Genomic DNA, 16,409 nt, shown 5'->3' with positions numbered 1-16,409 from the left:
TCTCACGAATACAGACCATTCCAGCCGTGGATACCCACGTAAATCCCTACGCAGATGATCAGCACGCTGGAAAGATAGGGTGCGCGCCGGGCAGCGGCATTGAGCCAGGGGAAACGGTTTGATGCCTTGCGAGCGCCGATAGCGGCAGCGGCCCCGACAGTCACCAGCGTGATTGCCAAACCAATGCTAAAACACAGCACCATCGCGGCCCCCAGCGTGACTTGTTTGACTTGCAGGCACAGCAGCAAAACGGTGATTGCAGCGGGGCAGGGGATGAGTCCGCCGGTCAAACCGAACATCAGAATCTGACCGTTGCTGACCTCACGATTGGTGAAGCGCTTGCGGATGTCGTCGGCATGGGCCTTCTCGTGAGCATCCTGATAGCCCTCGGCAGTCAGCGCCAATCCGCCCGGATTGCTGTGATCATGGCTATGGCCGTGGTGATGTTCCAGATCGTGGTCATGGTTGTGGCTGTGGTGGTGCGTTTCGTCGTGCCCGTGGTGAGCACTGTTTTCTTCCTCAAACTTGAACAGCTGCTCACCACGCCATGTGCGCCACAGCATCCACAGCGCGATGGCGATGATCAGCGCTGAGGACGCAAGTTGAAAGTAGGGCTCGGTCGTTTCAGCATCCAGGCCCTGCCCCAGATACATGCCGCCGATAGCGATCAACCAGACAACCGCAGTATGCGAAAGCGTCGCCGCCAGCCCGAGCATGACAGCCTGCTTCACCGACCCCCGGATGGCCACGATGAACGCCGCCATCATGGTTTTGGAGTGCCCCGGCTCCAGGCCGTGCAAGGCGCCCAGCAGGATGGCGCTGGGGAAAAACAGCCAGGCGTGAGAACCGCCTTGCTGCAACAGACTGGCAAAGTCGGGCATGGGAGACCTACAGGTATTTGGTGATTTGCTTGAAAGCTTCCAGCGGTGCCCGATCGCCGTTGGCGAGTGCGCCCATCGTGTTCTCAAGGCAATGATCGATGTGATCCTGAATCAGCGTGCGTTTCGCCTGGCACACCGCCTTCTCGACAGCGTGCAGCTGCTGGGCAATGTCCACGCATTCACGACCGTCTTCGATCATGGCGATGATGCTGCGCAAGTGGCCGTCTGCACGCTTGAGGCGTTTGATAACCGCCTCGTGAGACTGGTGCGTGTGGTCATGCAGATGTTCGTGCTCACTCATTGCTTGAGCCTGTTGTGTGACCGATTCAGGCTGGCACTGTATCCCCCCAGGGGGGATAGGTCAAACGTGTTGCCGATGGTTTTATCAACGGTGATTTCAACCGTTGCCGGCGAATGTCATGCCGTGGTCGGATGCGAAGATCACCAGGCTACCAGTGAACGGGCATAAACGCGGCTGAATGCATTTTTCGGGTCAGCCGTGGTGCGTTTGTTGTGAGCGCTCAATCTTCCAGCGCACACTAAGTGCCAGAAGAATGAAGCATGCACCGACCCATCCTACGGCGCCGACGCCGACTCTATCTGTAAGCAATCCTGTGATCGCTGCACCTATGCCGATACCAAGATTTATCATCGATACGTTTATGGCATTGATCAACTGACCTGCGTCCCCAGCTCTTTGTAGCACGTCGATACCGATGAGAAGACTGACGCCTGCGTGGCTGCTAGCGACAATGATGACGGCGATTGGAACCGCCCAGGTGAGGCTGCCAAACAAAGACAGAAAGCACATACCGGCTGCCATCGTCATCAAGACCCGCCTGAACAGGGGCTCAAGATCGTTCTTCACACGTTTGGATAAAATGAGATTGCTCGCGATGTCAGCGATGCCGTAGAGGCACAGGAGTAGCGTCACGCTTATTTCGCCGAAGCCAGTTTCCTTTTCCATGAAGGTAGCCAGGAAATTGAATACCGAGGCTACGCCCGCAAACATTAGGCATGAACTGATCAAGGTCATGGCGACGTCGGATCTCAAGGCGACACGGACGGTGTCGCTCAGGTTTTCTTTCTGCCGCGATTCTTCAGTAGGCCTCACCCAAATCCACACGGTTAGCAAAGCCACACTGCTCAGCGCTGTCATCATCCACATTGCCATCCGCCAGTTGGTAGCGTCTGCGATGAGTTTGCCGACCGGGACGCCGACAACCGACGCGATCGAGATCCCTACCAGGACTCTACCAATCGCCAGGCTTTCATTGCGGCCTTGCGACAGCGACTTCGCGGCCAGAGCGGCGTTAGTCCAGAAAACAGCGACACCGATACCACCGAGTACACGACCGGCGAGGATGATGTAGTAATCGTTAAACGCTGCCGAAATCCCATTCCCGAGAAGCAGTGCCACACACGCAGATATCAGAAGGGATCGTTTGGAGGCGCGGTGCGCTAACACTCCAATAATGGGCGCGCTGATACCCATGCCTAAAGCAAAAGCTGTCACGAGCCCACTCGCCGCACCAATGGTGATGGCAAGCGATGTAGCAATTTGAGGCAGTAGGCCTGCGACGATAAATTCAGAGGAAAGCATTACAAATGCAGTGAAGGTCAGCGCATAGACCCTGGGGTTAATCGTGCTGCGGCCTTGAGTCATTGGAAAATCTATCCTCTAAGTTCAGCGGACATAACCTGCCGAGAGGGGGGTAGTAAAAGTGACATTTTTTTGAGGGGCAGGGCGGTTGCTCAGGTTTTGAATAAACTGAAGAAGCCTGGTAGACGCAGCATCATCAAACCGGGACAGCCGGTAAAGCTGTCGCGGTTGGTCTGCGTTTTAGCGGTTAGCGTCGGCCAGGCCAACCTCAATGAAGCGCACGGAGCTCTCCATCGCCTGCTGACCTTCTGGCAGCATGGTGGCGTAGAAGTGCCAAGCGTGGAACATTGCCGGCCAAACTTCCAGGTCGACGCGAACGCGATTATCAGCGAGGTGAGTCGCAAGGCGCATCGCATCACTCAACATCAACTCGTTCTCGCCAATCTGCACCAAAATTGGCGGGAGACCGGTGACGTCCGCGAACACGGGAGAAGCCAGAGGATGATTGGCCAATGTGTCGCCCAGGAATGCTCTAGCGAGGATATCCAGTACAGGCTTGGAGTTCAGTGGATCCAGACCTTCACGATTGCTCATGGAGGTACCGGTGTGTTCAAGGTTTGCCCATGGCGAGATGGACGAACCAACTGCAGGCAGTGGAAGCCCTTTGGATTTCGCAGCCACCATCACGCTGACAACCATCGCGCCGCCGGCTGACTCGCCAGAGAATGCGATCTTGTTAGCCGGGATCTTCTGCTCAAGCAGCCACTCGTAAGCGCGCAGTGTGTCGTCAATAGAGGCTGGGAACTTGTGCTCAGGGGCAAGGCGATAGTCCGGCATGTAGACACGAGCGCCGAGCATTTTTGCGTAGTTGCCGCCGATGCCGTGGTAGCCGTCTGGATGGCCAACAATGTAAGCACCGCCGTGAATGTACATGACGACTGCGTCGGTTTTGATCTCATCAGGGGTAATCAGTGTGCCCGGTACGCCGCCCATGTCGACCGCTTCGAATTTGACGCCAGCTGGCGCTGGATTTTGCGCGAGCATTTTTGCGTAAGAGTCGCGGATGTCGCTCATTTTTGTAGTGGTATCGATCCCCTTAAGAACGGGTACCAGATCGCTCAGGCTGTTGGCCCAGGTTTGGACGGCTGCTTGTACTTTAGTGTTCATAATGACCTCAATTGATCGTTGGGCAATGGATTAGCTAATTGAGATAATATGCTTGGTATTGGGGAATAGGGTTCCCCATATCAGGTGCTAAACCGCCCGAACGTTGACGCCCAGAGGCCTCCATGGAACTCCACAACCTGAACGACATTGCCGCCTTTGTAAGCTCCGTAAATGCTGGCAGCTTCACTGCGGCGGCGAAGCAGCTGGGGCTCACTCGCTCGGCGGTGGGGAAGTCGATAGTCAGGCTTGAGGCTCGTTTGCAAGTACGCCTGCTCAATCGCACCACTCGCAGCTTGAGCATGACCGACGACGGCCAGGTTCTTTATGAGCGGTGTGTGGGTGTTCTTCAGGATCTGGACGATGTGGAAGACGCCTTGGCGTTTCGCCGCTCGACTCCCAGTGGACGGCTGCGGATGAGCCTGCCGGTTGCATTGGGCAGGCTCCACGTTCTCCAACACATCGAACGCTGCCTGAAAGATTGGCCCTCCTTGAGCGTGGATATCACTTTTTCCGACAGGTTGGTCGATCTTATCGATGAAGGATTTGATCTGGCCATGCGTATCGGGCCGCCCAAGGAGGACTCTAGGCTACTCACACGTACAGTGGCCTACCAACAAATGATCACCTGTGCTTCACCAAAGTATCTGGCTGAGCATCCACAGCCCCAAACGCCGGACGATCTTTCCGAGCACCAGTGTCTGCATTTTGTGAGCGGTGGAAGACTGCTTCCCTGGAATTTTCGAGTCAATGATCGCTCTTTGTCCGTTACTCATGGCGGAAGGCTGCAAATGGACAGTGCTGAGTCACTGCACCAGTCAGCTGTCGCTGGTTTGGGTATAGCGACTCTGCCGTCCTACGTGATTAACGACGACTTGCGCAGCGGAAAGCTCGTTCAACTGCTCGCGGAGTACGCGGAGGCGGCGGAGCCTATTCGGGTGATCTACCCTAGTAAGCGGCACCTCTCTCCAAAAATTCGACTCTTTATCGATAAGCTCGTAGAGGCTTGGTCGCCTTGTCCGCCGTGGGAACAGCATTCTGACCGGTGACCTGATTGCGTTTGGATGGTCAGTGCCTTGCTTGCGCACGGCGCTTCGCGGCTGCATGCGTTCCCGCCCTCACCACCGTTAGGGTACCAAACACATCATCGACTTCTTTCAACAGAAATGGGTCAGTCATCCATGGAAGGTTTCGAGAGAGCGCTCGTAAGCCAACTATAGGTACGCAGCACTGATGCTAAGACAAGCGGCTCAGCGCTGCTTCGTCATGCCCTTAGCGCGGTTTTTCTCACATAAGTGACTTCTTCCCAAAACTTACTCTGACATGCAGGTGGATCGCCTGGGGCGCTAGCCAATTTTGGTGATTCCAGGGAGATGCTTGGGGAGTTGGGGTTTAGGAACTGCGAAGAGGCTTTGAGGGGCTTTCTGATGGGGGGGAAATCCCCTGGAAGGCCCAGAAAACGATGGCGAGAAATGGAGCGGGTAGAGGGAACAGTACGCTGCGTCCAGTCCATTGTAATTAAAGATATTCATCTCGCATGGGCTGCGAGATTAGAGCGCATGTACCGAGGCTCCGGCCTAGACAAGTCAACTGGGTCTACTGAGCGCTGACGACATCCATCGACGGCTACCAATGCATTGAATCACCTGCGCGGACGAACCAGGGATGCGCTGCGACAAATTGGTGAGCGCACCGGCGTGTCGTACGCTGATGCGCGAGTGGATCGGGTGATCAACCACCCTCTCAACCGTTCATGACGCGCGCAAAGAAGCCTTGGTGCAGCCAGCGCGGGGTGGCCCAGATAATGGCCGCGCCGATCTTGTTGCCCAACCCAGGGACAATGCTGATACGACCCTTGTGGAGTGCGCGGATGCCCGCACGGACTACCGGAGCCGGCTGCATCATCGCCAGCTTCAATCCGAGGGTGATCTTTTGCTGCGCAGCCTGAGCGAATCCTGTGTTGGACATACCTGGGCACAGCGAGGTCACGGTGACGCCATCGCGCTTGAATTCACGGTGTAGCGCATCTCCCAAGCGCAGGACGTATGCCTTGGATGCACCATAAACAGCCATGTCCTCCACACCCCAGAGCGCCAGCAGACTGGCAACCAGCAGGATCCTGCCATGACCGCGCTGACGCATGTCGGCGCCGAACAGTCGGGTCATGACGGTGAGGCTGGCGATATCCAGCTGCACCATATCCAGGGTGCTTTGCACCGAAGTGCCCAGGAAGGAGCCTTGTAGCCCGTGGCCGGCGTTGTTGATGAGGATTTCCACCTCAATGCCCCGCTCATGGAGGCTGAAATGCAAGGCTGCTATGGCGGTTACTTCTGACAGGTCAACTTGTTCGGTGATGATTTCCACTCCGTGCTCGTGGCGCAGCGTAGTTGCCAGGGCCTGAAGGCGGTCCAGCCGACGCGCGACGAGAATCAACGGGTGGCCTTTAGCTGCGTATTGCCTAGCAAATTCTTCGCCGAAACCGCTGGAAGCGCCGGTAATAAGTACCCAGTCTGTGATGTTGCTTGGCATGGTGATAGCTCTGTGCGTGGTGGACGACGTGGCCTGGATCCTGGCTTTCAGGCAAGATTGGAGACCGATGGTCCTTAATTTAAAAGACCAGTGGTCTTTTATCAAGCGAGGTACAGGTTTTCCTATGAATTCGTTCACGCCATATGTCCGCGCACGCTCGGTTGAGCAAAAAGAGGAGCGCCGCCGCCACCTTCTAGCCACTGCTCGCGCGATGCTGGATGACAGCCCGGGGGCGCTTGATCTGGGAATCAATGAGCTGGCGCGCCAGGCGCAGATGACAAAGTCCAACGTCTATCGCTACTTCGAAAGCAGCGAAGCTGTACTGATAGACGTGCTCGTAGAGGAATACGCCGGCTGGCAGGCCGAACTTGGAGTAGCGCTGTCACAGGACGGCAAGGCCGAGGCAACTGTCGAGGACATTGCAGCGGTCTTTGCGCAGACGTTGTGCGCGCGTCCTTTGCTGTGCCGGCTGACAAGCATCATGCCGTCCATTTTGGAGCGCAAGTTGTCGTTCGAGCGCATGGTCGAATTCAAGCGCAACTTGTTGGCGTTGCGGCATCAGGCTGCGCAGGCCTTCCATGCGCGCTTGCCAGAGATCTCGGTAGATTCGTTCGAGGAGGTGATCAAATACGCGCTACCGCTGATCATCGGGTTGTGGCCGCTCAGCAATCCGATCGATGTCGCGGCACAAGTGATTGCGCTTCCGGAATTGGAGGGGCTGCGCTACGACTTTCAGCATGATGTCGAGCGCGCCTTGCTGACCTTGCTGCGTGGTGCCCGCTGCTGAGAGGCTTTTCTCAAACTCCAGCGATGGTCCTGTGGCCATTGGTAGTTACAGAGGCAGCACAGAAGTTCGATCAAGCCGGTGCGCGCTGGTTTGAATAGGTCGAGCATGTGCCGCACGATCTCGATGGCTTGCACAGGCAGCGGCACGATGTAGGGCGGGATGTCAGTTACGCGCTTTCGCTTCTTCTTGGTCAGCATCTTGCGCTGCTTGAGCGACATCACCGGGATGATCCACAAACCTTGTTCCAGATCGAGTTGGTCCGGCGTGGCCAAACGTAGTTCGCCTGTGCGTACACCCGTCAGCAGCAACAGACGAATGGCCAATTGGGTCATCTGCATGCCGCGGTACTTGCGAAGTGTCTGCAGAAACGGGGGTAGCTCGGGCATACGCAGGAATGGGTTGTGCTCAACAGGCGGCAACGGCATAGCGACCACGTGTAGATCGATGGCGGGGTGCTCGACCATGCCCGCAATGACCACCATGGCGTAGTCGGCGAGTTGCTTGAGCCAGGTGCGGACCTTTTCGGCGACGGACAGTGACTCGCGTTTCTCGATCCGGCCGATCACCTCCAGTAGCACCGGACGGGTGATCTAGTAGATGGTGTAGCGTTTGAGGCAAGGGAATACATCTTTTTTGAACACGCGGCGGATCTGTTCCAGCGAACTCTGACGACCTTCTTCCAGGGTCAGTTGCCGGTGTTCCATCCACTTTTCGTAGACCGCCATGAAGGTGTTTTCGCCAGCCAACCGGATGGCCTGGCGTTTTTGCTTTCGGTCGGTGCGCGGGTTGATGTCCTTGGCGACGAGGGCACGGGCCTGGTCACGAAATTCGCGCGCCTCGCGCAGAGAGAGTTCGGGATAGCTGCCAAGCGAAAAATCCGGGCACGTTGTCCAACCCAGGTGTAGCGGAAGTGCCAGGCTTTGCCGCCAACAGGGGAGACGTAGAGGAACAAACCATCGAAGTCTGCGAGGGTGTAGGGCTTGCCGGAAGCCTTGGCTTGCCGGACGACCATATCTGTGAGCATGCGTACCAACTCCTGATGCTGCGAGTTGGATGCGATGTTTGTCCTCAGGTGGCCTGCTCTTCCAGCAACAATGCGGAACAGGTGTTCATCGCATTTTTTACCGCAAAACGTACCGATTTGTACCGGTAGTCAGTGGATTTCGCTGGACGTCACTGGGCTGACGAAGAGGGGTAATTCAGAACCATATCAGTCACTTACAACGTTCCTTGGCGCTGGGTGGACGTCAGTGGAAAGTTGAAGTGGAGCGGGTAGAGGGAATCGAACCCTTATTGGACATTTCCGGCTCAAAGCGTGTATCCGTGTAGTGATCGCTCGTCTCTGAGCCCCCTTTTTCATGGGGGGATAGCCGTTCTCTCCACCGTGCACCACGGTGCACCTTCATACCACAGTATCCCTGGAGCCAATTGCAACGCAACCTTCGCTCAGCGCTGTCCGATCTGTAGCTCCTGTCGCGGTTTTTGGTCGGCGGCTCCGACCTGTGAGCTCGACATAATTACCCTTCCAATCAGAGCTGCCAGAGGTACTGAGGCAGCGCGACGAAGAGATGGCCAATGGCTATAAATGGCGTCTGAATCTGTGGTAGCGTGAGCCCCTCCCAGCGGCTTTGGTGTGACGGCTTGTCAGTGTTAGTTTGCCTTCAGCGTAGCCCAATCGACCTCATGAATTAGGATTTGAGTAGATGGATCTCAACACTCTGGAAGAGCGCTTGGCGCAGTATGGATCGGGCGGATATCTTTTCCTAGAAGCATTCATTATCAAACTCCTACAGGTCGAGGGAGAGCAGTTAGGACAGAAAGTTGAGGGTCAAGATAGCCATGTTTCGGCTTTTGACGCCATTGCTCCAAGTGGTATCGGTGAAATTTCCTCACCGCTGGTAGTGGAAATCGTATTTTCTGTTTCCCGGTCAAAGCTCGATGCTACCGTTGAAAAGTTTAGGGGGCATGCTAGTCGCGGTTACAGTTTGCTGATTATTGCTCCGAAAATATCAGATCTGAAGAAAAGTATTTATATCAACGAAGAAAATCCACGAGTGGACAGCCTTGTTTACCTCTGGGGGGAGAGTGAAGTCAACGAGCTGATGCTGAAGCATAAAGAGGCTGCAGAAACGCTCACCGCTAATTTGTTTTCTCTGCGTCTAAAAATGGCTGCGGAGCGTACTGTCAGATCCTGGAAGGAAGATCGTGATCAGTTAGTAAAAGCAGTTGCTGAAAAATACCGAGCGGGCAGATTTTCTTTAACTCTTGGCGCCGGAGTATCCAGTAGCGCTGGTTTGCCTGACTGGAATACTCTGCTGAATTCCTTACTTGTTTCTATGCTATCGCAGGAAAATTTCGGTGGCCCCCACGGCGATCCGGCTAAGGTGTCTGAAATCGTCGCCAGGCTAATGGAAGTAGATGGGCCGTCTACATTGATGTTAGCAAGGTATATCCGAAAAGGGCTTGCTGTGGGCTCACCTGTAGAACAGCAAGGGTTCGTTGATGCGATTACCCATCAGCTTTATTCTTTGCGTGACAAAAAATTCCCAGTCGAATCAGAGCTGATTTCTTCTATCGCGAAGCTATGTACCCCGACTCGAACCGGTGCCAACGTAAGATCTATTTTGACCTATAACTTTGATGATTTCATTGAGAGGGCTCTGCTCTCTCGCTCGTTGGTACATAAAAGTGTGTTCGAAGAATTTGAGACACCAAGCGCTGAAGAACTACCTGTATACCATGTGCATGGTTTTTTACCGGAGGATAGGCAGCGCTACTCCAATCTGGATCGATGCACCTTAGTTTTCTCTGAGGAAGGCTATCATCAGATATACCGTGACGCCTATCACTGGTCGAACTTGGTACAGTTGAACAGCTTCAAGGAAAGCTCATGCCTTATGATCGGTCTTTCACTGACTGATCCGAATCTGCGCCGGCTATTGGAGATTGCGTCCAAATCGATCGAGGAGCCCAAACACTTCGCTTTCATGCGGCGTCTGACCTCCAAGAAATTTATGGAGGGGGCGAGTGGCAAGCCTCTCAAAATCTCAAATGCTGTGGTTGAGCGCTTCCTTGAAAGACACCATGCCACCAACGAAGAGCTTATGCGTGAGCTAGGGGTGAGCGTCATCTGGTACGAGGAGTATGGCGACATCCCGGAAATTTTGAGCAAGATACGCGCCGGGTGAGTAGCTCAAGCTTGTTTAAGACGGGCTCGTTCAAAAGCTAGCAGGTGGGGTTGATCAGTTGCAGGCCTTGCACAGACCGTCCCTACCTCCGCCAGAGGCAATCATTCGAGGGATGACTCAACCAACGGCGCAATCCGCTGCAAAGTCCCAGCGCCCGTAACCCTCGGAAACCCCTCAATCTCGTACATGCAGTGTTCAATTCACGCGAACCCCATGCGAATGCAGGTTCCTGACTAAAGCCACCGCGTTCATTTCCCCACCAGAACCATCTTCATCAGATGTGAGCACTAGCATTGGAGGGATGGCCAAGGGGCACGGGAAAATTCATGATCTGATGCAGTTTGCGAAAATGGTGATCGCCCACAACGGCCAGCAGTTAATTTAAATGCACTGGTTACCTCTCAATCTGTAGGGATAAGACGGTTTCCAATCACTCGATCCGTTGGGCTTTCCAGCCCATGGCTTTTTCTATGTGATTTTCCGTTTATCTGACAACCACTGATTTTGAATGATGTGCAAATAAAGGATTTTTGTATGTCGCAGGAAAAGCACTATCGGATCAGTTACCTTCTCGATGGTGTTTTCAAAAGCTTTTACGTTCGCGCGCAGAAGATGGACAACGCAGAGGCCTGGCACTGGGCGACGGTTGATGCGGCTTACGTAGAAACGCAATTTTGCTGAATCTTAGAGTTTGGAAGGTGAATTCACCGAACGCTTACAGACCAACTGCGCCCATCGGTCGTGAAGCGCAGCCAGCATTTCGGAGAAATGGCCTTCGTGATCGCTTTTAATGGCCCATAAAAGTGTCAATACCGTTGGACTTATCATGAACACCGAAACGATCCACCAGCGTCAACGTCGCCTGATTCATCCCGATCACATCAACATGGATACTTTCGCGACGTAGCTTTAGCACCACCTTGTCCAAAGCAGCCACAGCAGTGATGTCCCAGAAATGGGCTTCACGCAGGTCAATCGTAAGGGTGTCCAGCCGCTCTTTTAGATCAAAGGCGTTGGAAAATCTGTCCGCTGAGCCAAAGAAAACCTGTCCAGTCACGCAGTACGTACGGTGGGCATTTTCAGGGTCACGCTTCGAGGTCACTTCTAGGTAGTGCCCGATCTTGTTAGCGAAGAACATCGAAGCCAGCAACGTGCCGGCAACAACTCCGAATGCTAGGTTGTGGGTCGCAACTACCACCACCACCGTGACAAGCATCACTATGTTGGTTGAGAGCGGGTATTCCTTAAGATTGCGGATTGATCCCCAACTAAAGGTACTGACAGAGACCATAATCATCACCGCAACCAAGGCTGCCATCGGTATCCTGGCCAACCAATCGCCCAGGAAGATCATCATTATTAACAGTGAGATCCCAGCGCTTAAGGTGGAAAGGCGTGTACGTCCGCCAGATTTAACGTTGATCATCGACTGACCAATCATTGCACAGCCTGCCATACCACCTACGAGACTGCTCACGATGTTGGCAACTCCCTGACCCTTGCACTCTCGGTTCTTATCACTGGTGGTGTCCGTCAGGTCGTCCACGATAGTCGCCGTCATCATCGACTCCAGCAGTCCAACCACTGTCAACGCGGTTGAGTAAGGAAGGATGATCAGCAGGGTCTCTAGATTGAGCGGCACGCTTGGCCACATGAAGATCGGTAGGCTATCAGGCAACGATCCCATATCTCCTACGGTATGGATTTTTAGCCCCGTGTAGATAGAGATTACGGTCAGCACGATGATGCATACCAGCGGCGAGGGCAGCAGTTTCCCTATGACTGGTACACGAGGAAAGAGGTAGATAATTGCCAGTCCGCCCAACGTCATGGCGTAGATGTCAACGCCAACTAAAAAGTGACCCCCTTCCGTGCTAAATCGCCAACTTAGTTTTGACCCCCCTCGGGTTCATATTTTCGAGCCGGTTCGGCCCGAGAAGATTTGGTTCCTGCTTTGCGCTTGTCCTTGAGTCGATAGCTTTCACCTGTCATCTGCACGATATGGGCATGATGTAACAGCCTGTCCAGCATGGCCGCTGTCAGTGTTTGATCATCCGCAAAGGTTCCGGCCCACTGGGTAAACGGCAAGTTACTCGTGAGGATCAGGCTGCCTTGCTCGTAGCGCTTGGCGACAACATTGAAGAACAGGTTGGCTTCATCACGACCAAACGGCAGGTAGCCGATTTCATCGATGACCAACAACCCAGGGGCCATCACCACACGACTGAAGTATTCCTTGAGCCGTTCCTGGCGGTGCGCAGCGGTCAGTTGCAGCATCAAGTCAGCCGCCGTGACGAAGCGGGTTTTGATACCGGCCATCACTGCCCGGTAGGCCAGGGCGATAGCCAGGTGGCTCTTGCCTACACCACTAGGCCCCAGGAACACGATGTTCTCGGCACGTCCAACAAAACTCAGTGCTGCCAGCTCCTGGAGCTGTGCCCGGGGGACGCCGGTGGCAAACGCGAAGTCGTATTGCTCCAGCGTTTTCACAGCGGGCAGCGCGGCAGTTTTCAGCAGGGCCTGTCGAGAGCGTTCACTTCGGGCATCGGTCTCGGCAGCCAGCAGCTTTTCGAGGAAGTCGGCAAAGCTGTCTTCGCCGCTTGCTGCTTGTTGGGCCAGGTGCGGCCAGTCCACCCCGACGCGCTCAAGCTTTAGCCCCTTGCATAGTTCTGTCAGGCGAGCATGTTGAAGGTTCATGCTCTCACCTCCAGCAGTTGCTCATAAACCGACAGCGGATGCTGCAAGCTCTCGTACGGCAGGACCCGTCCCAGGCGTAGGCCTTGGGCGGGTTGTGGGCGCAGGCTCTGTGTTGGCAGTGGTAATAGTACCTGCTGCTCTTGGGCCAGACGTACCGCCGGTTGAACACCCGTCGTGCCGTGAATCCGCTGATGAGCGACTTCGTCGAGCCATTGGCCGATATGTGCGTTGGCCGTCACCACATCCAGCGTCAGACCCGCACTCTTGAGCGTAGCGGCCAACGGGGTAATGAAACTGCCCTTCAGATACCCGTTGAAGCGCTCAACCTTGCCCTTGGTCTGGGCACGGTAAGGGCGGCAGACCTTGGGAATAAAACCAAACTCATCGGCCAGCGCAGCCAATCGGGGATGCCAACGGTGCTGGCCCTCCCCAAAAGCATCTCGCTCGGTGATGATGGTTCCGGCGTTATCAAACAATGCCTGCTCGGGCACGCCGCCAAAGTAAGCGAACGCCTCCCGAAGCCCTGTCAGCCAGGCTTCGCTGTCCTCTCGCTCGGAGAAACGGACAAAGCTTGCTCGACTAAAACCAAGTGTCGCCACGAACGCCTTAAGCGGCTGACGGCCTCGTCGAATGGTGGTGAAGTCCACCTGTATCTGCTTGCCGGGCAGTGTCTCGAAACGTACCACCGGCTCTTCTGCCTTACGTTTGAAGGGGCGAATATAAGCCTTCAGACGACTGACGCCGCCGCTGTACCCCAATGCCGTGATCTCACGCAGCAGGACGGTCGCCGGAATCCAGTGTGGGCGCGCCGCCTCAATACGCTCGTGCAGGTAGTCCTTGAAGGGGTCGATTTTGCACGGACGTGCGGGTCTCACCTTGTCACTGGGTAGCGACCGGGCCTTTCGCAGGTACTTGCGCACGGTGTTACGCGAAATACCCAGCTCACGGGCGATGAATTTGATGCCATGGCCCTGACGGGCCAACACTTTAATTTCCACAGACTGCTCCTGGGTCAACATATTGGCAGCTCAAAGCCGCCAGTTTTACCCAGGGGGGTCAATTCTAGGTTGGCGTTAGGGGGTCATTTTTACAGTGGCGGTGACACGTAGACAGGCCAGGTAACTCCCGTAAGTTCTGGCAGCTGTGCCATGAAGATGAGGATCGCCAAGGCGTTGACGAAGCCAGTCACGACCGAGCGCGATACGAAGCGCATCAGTTCGCCCAACCTCAAGTACCCAGCAGCTATTTGCATTACGCCGCACAGCAAAGAGGCGGCTAGAAGGTACTGAAGTCCGTGATCCTTGACCAGATTCACCATCAGCAAAGCCATGGCACCTGTGGCAGCAGAGATCATTGCAGGTCTGCCACCGACAAAGGCGATGACCGTACAAATGCAGAATGAAGCGTAGAGACCAACCTTGGGGTCTATTCCGGCGATGATGGAGAAGGCTATAGCCTCGGGAATGAGAGCGAGCGCAACAACGAGACCAGCAAGGATGTCCGCCCGGACATTGGACAGCCAGGCGGCTTTAATTTTTTCAATCATGATTTACCCATAGCAGGCACGGCATGACGCCCAACGGCTAGCGCTGAGCAATGCGGGTGCATCTGTCTTCAATTGAGTTGTGGGTTGGCGGCGACAAAAAAATCAGGCGCGGCGAATTTCAACCGCAGCTAGGTGGCGGTCAGGGTATTGCGAGGGGGCGTTGCGCTATGGCGGCGTAGGCAGCCAGTTGGAACGGGGCAAAGACATTTCCTTCTAGGTGTCGTGGAAAACCCGTGAATGATACCCGGCTGAGATTCACCCTTACAACCTCGTTCAGATAAGCGAGAATTCAAGACCGACAGATAAGTAGCTCAGTGCGGCGCAAGGCCAAAGCTGTCTTATGAGGTGTGACTAATTTATGATGCCAGGATGATAAATTTGGATGCAGCATCATGAGTACACGTTCAGACCTTTTGACCAGCGCTGAAATACTGCTCCGAACGAAAGGCTACGCGGCCTTCAGTTATGCCGACCTTGCGGACGACATCGGCATCAAGAAGGCCAGTATTCACCATCACTTTCCCACCAAGGAAGGCATGGCAATTGCCATCGTCGAGAGCTATCTGTTCCGATTCAGGAAGCAGTTGGAAGCTATCAATGATGAGAACGTTGGCATCGTTGACCGCCTGAAGGCGTTCGCGTTGATGTTTGCGCACAGCAGTGAAAACGGAATGCTTCCACTCTGCGGGGCTTTGGCCGCTGAGCTTTTGGCTCTGCCTGAAAGCCTTAAAGCAATGACTAAGGATTTCTTCGAGATCCATCTGACTTGGCTCCAAGAGAATATCAAGAAGGGCCAGGATCAGGGTGTGCTCAAGCCCGACCTGGATGTGATCACAGTTTCAAGGTTCATATTGAATGCCTTGGAAGGTGCAAGCTTTGTATCTTGGGCAATGAGCGATGACTACGAGAAGTCTTCTGGATTTGATTTGATTTTGGCCGGAATTCTGCGTTCTGAAGCCTAACCATTGATTGGACTTGATTGAAGGGCGACGGAGTCTCGTCGCCTTGTTTGTTTCATTTTCGATATCGTGTGTAGATGATCCACGGACAACCTTTCATTTTCTTGGACTTGTTCCTCGCTTATCGCTGAGTATCAGCCCGATTCCTCCAAGCACTGCCAGCGATGTAAGCGCTAATCTAGTAGTCAGGCTTTCATCTAAAATGAGCACACCTGCGAGCGATGCCAAAACAGGAACGCTTAGCTGGATGCTTGCTGCCTGAAACGACGAAAGCGAACGCAGCGCTGCGTACCAGATGGCATAACCAACTCCTGAAGCAATAGTCCCCGACGCAATCGCGCAAAGGACACCGGAAATGTCTATTGAAAGCTGATTAGCGAAAGGAATTGATGCCAAAAGCATCATTGGGACGGCTCGCAGGAAATTCCAAGTAGTAGATGCGAGTGGGTCATTCGATTGCTTTCCAATTAACGAGTAAACGGCCCACGCAATGCCAGATAACAACATGATCCCTGCGCTAGCCAGCGGAGGCGACGTGGCACCTGGTAGTAACAGAGCAACCAAGCCGCCAATAGCAAGTACAAGACCTGTAATCGCTACGACATGCATCCTTTCGCCTTTGTAAAAGCCGTATCCAAGCATAGACAGCTGGACGGCACCGAACAAAATGAGCGCGCCTGTTCCTGTGTCCAGATTTAGATACGCATATGAAAAAGCGAACGCGTAAGCAAACAAGGTGAACGCACCCAGCCAGCTCCCAGCGGAGCGAGAAGAGGTGCCTTTGATTGTTAGGATTACCCAGAGCACAATGGCTCCGCTAAACAACCGTATAAGTGTAAAGGACGTAGGGTCTATCTCAGTATGACGAAGTGCCAAGCGGCATAGAACCGAGTTGGCTGCAAAGGCCAACATCGCTAGCGTGGTGAGGAAGATAACCTGTCTCACCCCTTTGAATGAAAACATGTCAATTATGCGCTGAGACACCAATGGCTCCTTATTGAGCAGGTGTGGTTTGCTGTCCAATAGCACAGCCCATCAAGAGCTGTGCCTAATGG

General features: G+C 54.4%; 12 protein-coding genes and 4 pseudogenes. 5 read left to right on the top strand and 11 right to left on the bottom strand.

Annotated elements, in window-relative coordinates; all coding sequences use genetic code 11:
• Positions 1 to 2: 2 nt before the first annotated feature.
• The 4 genes from PSPTO_RS22200 to PSPTO_RS22185 all read right to left on the bottom strand — a co-directional run bounded on the left by PSPTO_RS22200 (position 3) and on the right by PSPTO_RS22185 (position 3,651).
• Complete coding sequence (locus PSPTO_RS22200; RefSeq protein WP_007246175.1) at positions 3 to 881, bottom strand: nickel/cobalt efflux protein RcnA; 879 nt, start codon at positions 879 to 881, stop codon at positions 3 to 5.
• Between the two features lie 7 nt (positions 882 to 888).
• On the bottom strand, positions 889 to 1,182 hold the full coding sequence (locus PSPTO_RS22195; protein WP_005764692.1) for a metal-sensing transcriptional repressor: 294 nt from the start codon (positions 1,180 to 1,182) through the stop codon (positions 889 to 891).
• A gap of 192 nt (positions 1,183 to 1,374) precedes the next feature.
• Complete coding sequence (locus PSPTO_RS22190; protein WP_011104940.1) at positions 1,375 to 2,547, bottom strand: MFS transporter; 1,173 nt, start codon at positions 2,545 to 2,547, stop codon at positions 1,375 to 1,377.
• Between the two features lie 177 nt (positions 2,548 to 2,724).
• Positions 2,725 to 3,651 carry an alpha/beta hydrolase gene (locus tag PSPTO_RS22185; protein ID WP_044390572.1) on the bottom strand — a complete coding sequence of 309 codons (927 nt, stop codon included), beginning with the start codon at positions 3,649 to 3,651 and terminating at the stop codon, positions 2,725 to 2,727.
• 122 nt (positions 3,652 to 3,773) lie between these two features.
• Between PSPTO_RS22185 and PSPTO_RS22180 the strand changes: the two genes are divergently transcribed.
• On the top strand, positions 3,774 to 4,697 hold the full coding sequence (locus PSPTO_RS22180) for a LysR family transcriptional regulator (RefSeq protein WP_011104938.1): 924 nt from the start codon (positions 3,774 to 3,776) through the stop codon (positions 4,695 to 4,697).
• Between the two features lie 694 nt (positions 4,698 to 5,391).
• On the opposite strand, the gene PSPTO_RS22175 is transcribed toward PSPTO_RS22180, so the two are convergent.
• The gene (locus PSPTO_RS22175; RefSeq protein WP_011104937.1) at positions 5,392 to 6,177 is read right to left on the bottom strand and encodes an SDR family NAD(P)-dependent oxidoreductase; all 786 of its coding nucleotides are present in this window, start codon (positions 6,175 to 6,177) and stop codon (positions 5,392 to 5,394) included.
• Between the two features lie 124 nt (positions 6,178 to 6,301).
• On the opposite strand from PSPTO_RS22175, the gene PSPTO_RS22170 reads away from it, so the two are divergent.
• On the top strand, positions 6,302 to 6,964 hold the full coding sequence (locus tag PSPTO_RS22170; protein WP_007246827.1) for a TetR/AcrR family transcriptional regulator: 663 nt from the start codon (positions 6,302 to 6,304) through the stop codon (positions 6,962 to 6,964).
• Positions 6,965 to 7,044: 80 nt separating this feature from the next.
• On the opposite strand, the pseudogene PSPTO_RS30510 reads toward PSPTO_RS22170, so the two are convergent.
• A pseudogene (locus PSPTO_RS30510) lies at positions 7,045 to 7,988 on the bottom strand (tyrosine-type recombinase/integrase); the annotation flags it as partial.
• A 679-nt stretch (positions 7,989 to 8,667) separates the two neighbouring features.
• Between PSPTO_RS30510 and PSPTO_RS22155 the strand changes: the two are divergent.
• Both PSPTO_RS22155 and PSPTO_RS22150 read left to right on the top strand, forming a co-directional pair.
• Complete coding sequence (locus tag PSPTO_RS22155; protein ID WP_011104936.1) at positions 8,668 to 10,152, top strand: SIR2 family NAD-dependent protein deacylase; 1,485 nt, start codon at positions 8,668 to 8,670, stop codon at positions 10,150 to 10,152.
• Positions 10,153 to 10,686: 534 nt separating this feature from the next.
• Positions 10,687 to 10,806: pseudogene (locus PSPTO_RS22150) on the top strand (DUF6555 family protein); the annotation flags it as partial.
• 133 nt (positions 10,807 to 10,939) lie between these two features.
• Here the strand turns inward: PSPTO_RS22150 and PSPTO_RS22145 are convergent.
• From PSPTO_RS22145 to PSPTO_RS22130, 4 genes and pseudogenes are all read right to left on the bottom strand, one after another.
• Positions 10,940 to 11,992 (bottom strand): annotated as a pseudogene (locus PSPTO_RS22145) (SulP family inorganic anion transporter); the annotation flags it as partial.
• A 47-nt stretch (positions 11,993 to 12,039) separates the two neighbouring features.
• Positions 12,040 to 12,849, bottom strand: coding sequence for an IS21-like element ISPsy4 family helper ATPase IstB (gene istB, locus PSPTO_RS22140; protein ID WP_005741073.1), 810 nt, complete (start codon positions 12,847 to 12,849; stop codon positions 12,040 to 12,042).
• Positions 12,846 to 13,868, bottom strand: coding sequence for an IS21-like element ISPsy4 family transposase (istA, locus tag PSPTO_RS22135; RefSeq protein WP_002551322.1), 1,023 nt, complete (start codon positions 13,866 to 13,868; stop codon positions 12,846 to 12,848). Before istA ends, istB begins: the two co-directional genes overlap by 4 nt.
• An 86-nt stretch (positions 13,869 to 13,954) precedes the next feature.
• Positions 13,955 to 14,395: pseudogene (locus tag PSPTO_RS22130) on the bottom strand (SulP family inorganic anion transporter); the annotation flags it as partial.
• 392 nt (positions 14,396 to 14,787) lie between these two features.
• Here PSPTO_RS22130 and PSPTO_RS22125 point away from each other — a divergent pair.
• Complete coding sequence (locus PSPTO_RS22125; RefSeq protein ID WP_011104935.1) at positions 14,788 to 15,357, top strand: TetR/AcrR family transcriptional regulator; 570 nt, start codon at positions 14,788 to 14,790, stop codon at positions 15,355 to 15,357.
• A gap of 93 nt (positions 15,358 to 15,450) precedes the next feature.
• Here the strand turns inward: PSPTO_RS22125 and PSPTO_RS22120 are convergent, their stop codons facing one another.
• On the bottom strand, positions 15,451 to 16,161 hold the full coding sequence (locus PSPTO_RS22120; RefSeq protein WP_161797768.1) for a DMT family transporter: 711 nt from the start codon (positions 16,159 to 16,161) through the stop codon (positions 15,451 to 15,453).
• Between the last annotated feature and the right edge of the window lie 248 nt (positions 16,162 to 16,409).

The sequence above is a fragment of the Pseudomonas syringae pv. tomato str. DC3000 genome (assembly GCF_000007805.1).
GTDB lineage: Bacteria > Pseudomonadota > Gammaproteobacteria > Pseudomonadales > Pseudomonadaceae > Aquipseudomonas > Aquipseudomonas avellanae.
This window is presented reverse-complemented; position numbering and strand designations above follow the sequence as displayed.

Excerpts from the sequence above, each read along its gene's own strand:
- PSPTO_RS22175 (WP_011104937.1), bottom strand. The coding sequence starts at position 6,177 with ATGCCAAGCAACATCACAGACTGGGTACTTATTACCGGCGCTTCCAGC.
- istB (WP_005741073.1), bottom strand. The coding sequence starts at position 12,849 with ATGAACCTTCAACATGCTCGCCTGACAGAACTATGCAAGGGGCTAAAG.
- PSPTO_RS22185 (WP_044390572.1), bottom strand. The coding sequence starts at position 3,651 with ATGAACACTAAAGTACAAGCAGCCGTCCAAACCTGGGCCAACAGCCTG.
- PSPTO_RS22155 (WP_011104936.1), top strand. The coding sequence starts at position 8,668 with ATGGATCTCAACACTCTGGAAGAGCGCTTGGCGCAGTATGGATCGGGC.
- PSPTO_RS22195 (WP_005764692.1), bottom strand. The coding sequence starts at position 1,182 with ATGAGTGAGCACGAACATCTGCATGACCACACGCACCAGTCTCACGAG.
- PSPTO_RS22200 (WP_007246175.1), bottom strand. The coding sequence starts at position 881 with ATGCCCGACTTTGCCAGTCTGTTGCAGCAAGGCGGTTCTCACGCCTGG.
- PSPTO_RS22190 (WP_011104940.1), bottom strand. The coding sequence starts at position 2,547 with ATGACTCAAGGCCGCAGCACGATTAACCCCAGGGTCTATGCGCTGACC.
- istA (WP_002551322.1), bottom strand. The coding sequence starts at position 13,868 with ATGTTGACCCAGGAGCAGTCTGTGGAAATTAAAGTGTTGGCCCGTCAG.
- PSPTO_RS22180 (WP_011104938.1), top strand. The coding sequence starts at position 3,774 with ATGGAACTCCACAACCTGAACGACATTGCCGCCTTTGTAAGCTCCGTA.
- PSPTO_RS22125 (WP_011104935.1), top strand. The coding sequence starts at position 14,788 with ATGAGTACACGTTCAGACCTTTTGACCAGCGCTGAAATACTGCTCCGA.
- PSPTO_RS22170 (WP_007246827.1), top strand. The coding sequence starts at position 6,302 with ATGAATTCGTTCACGCCATATGTCCGCGCACGCTCGGTTGAGCAAAAA.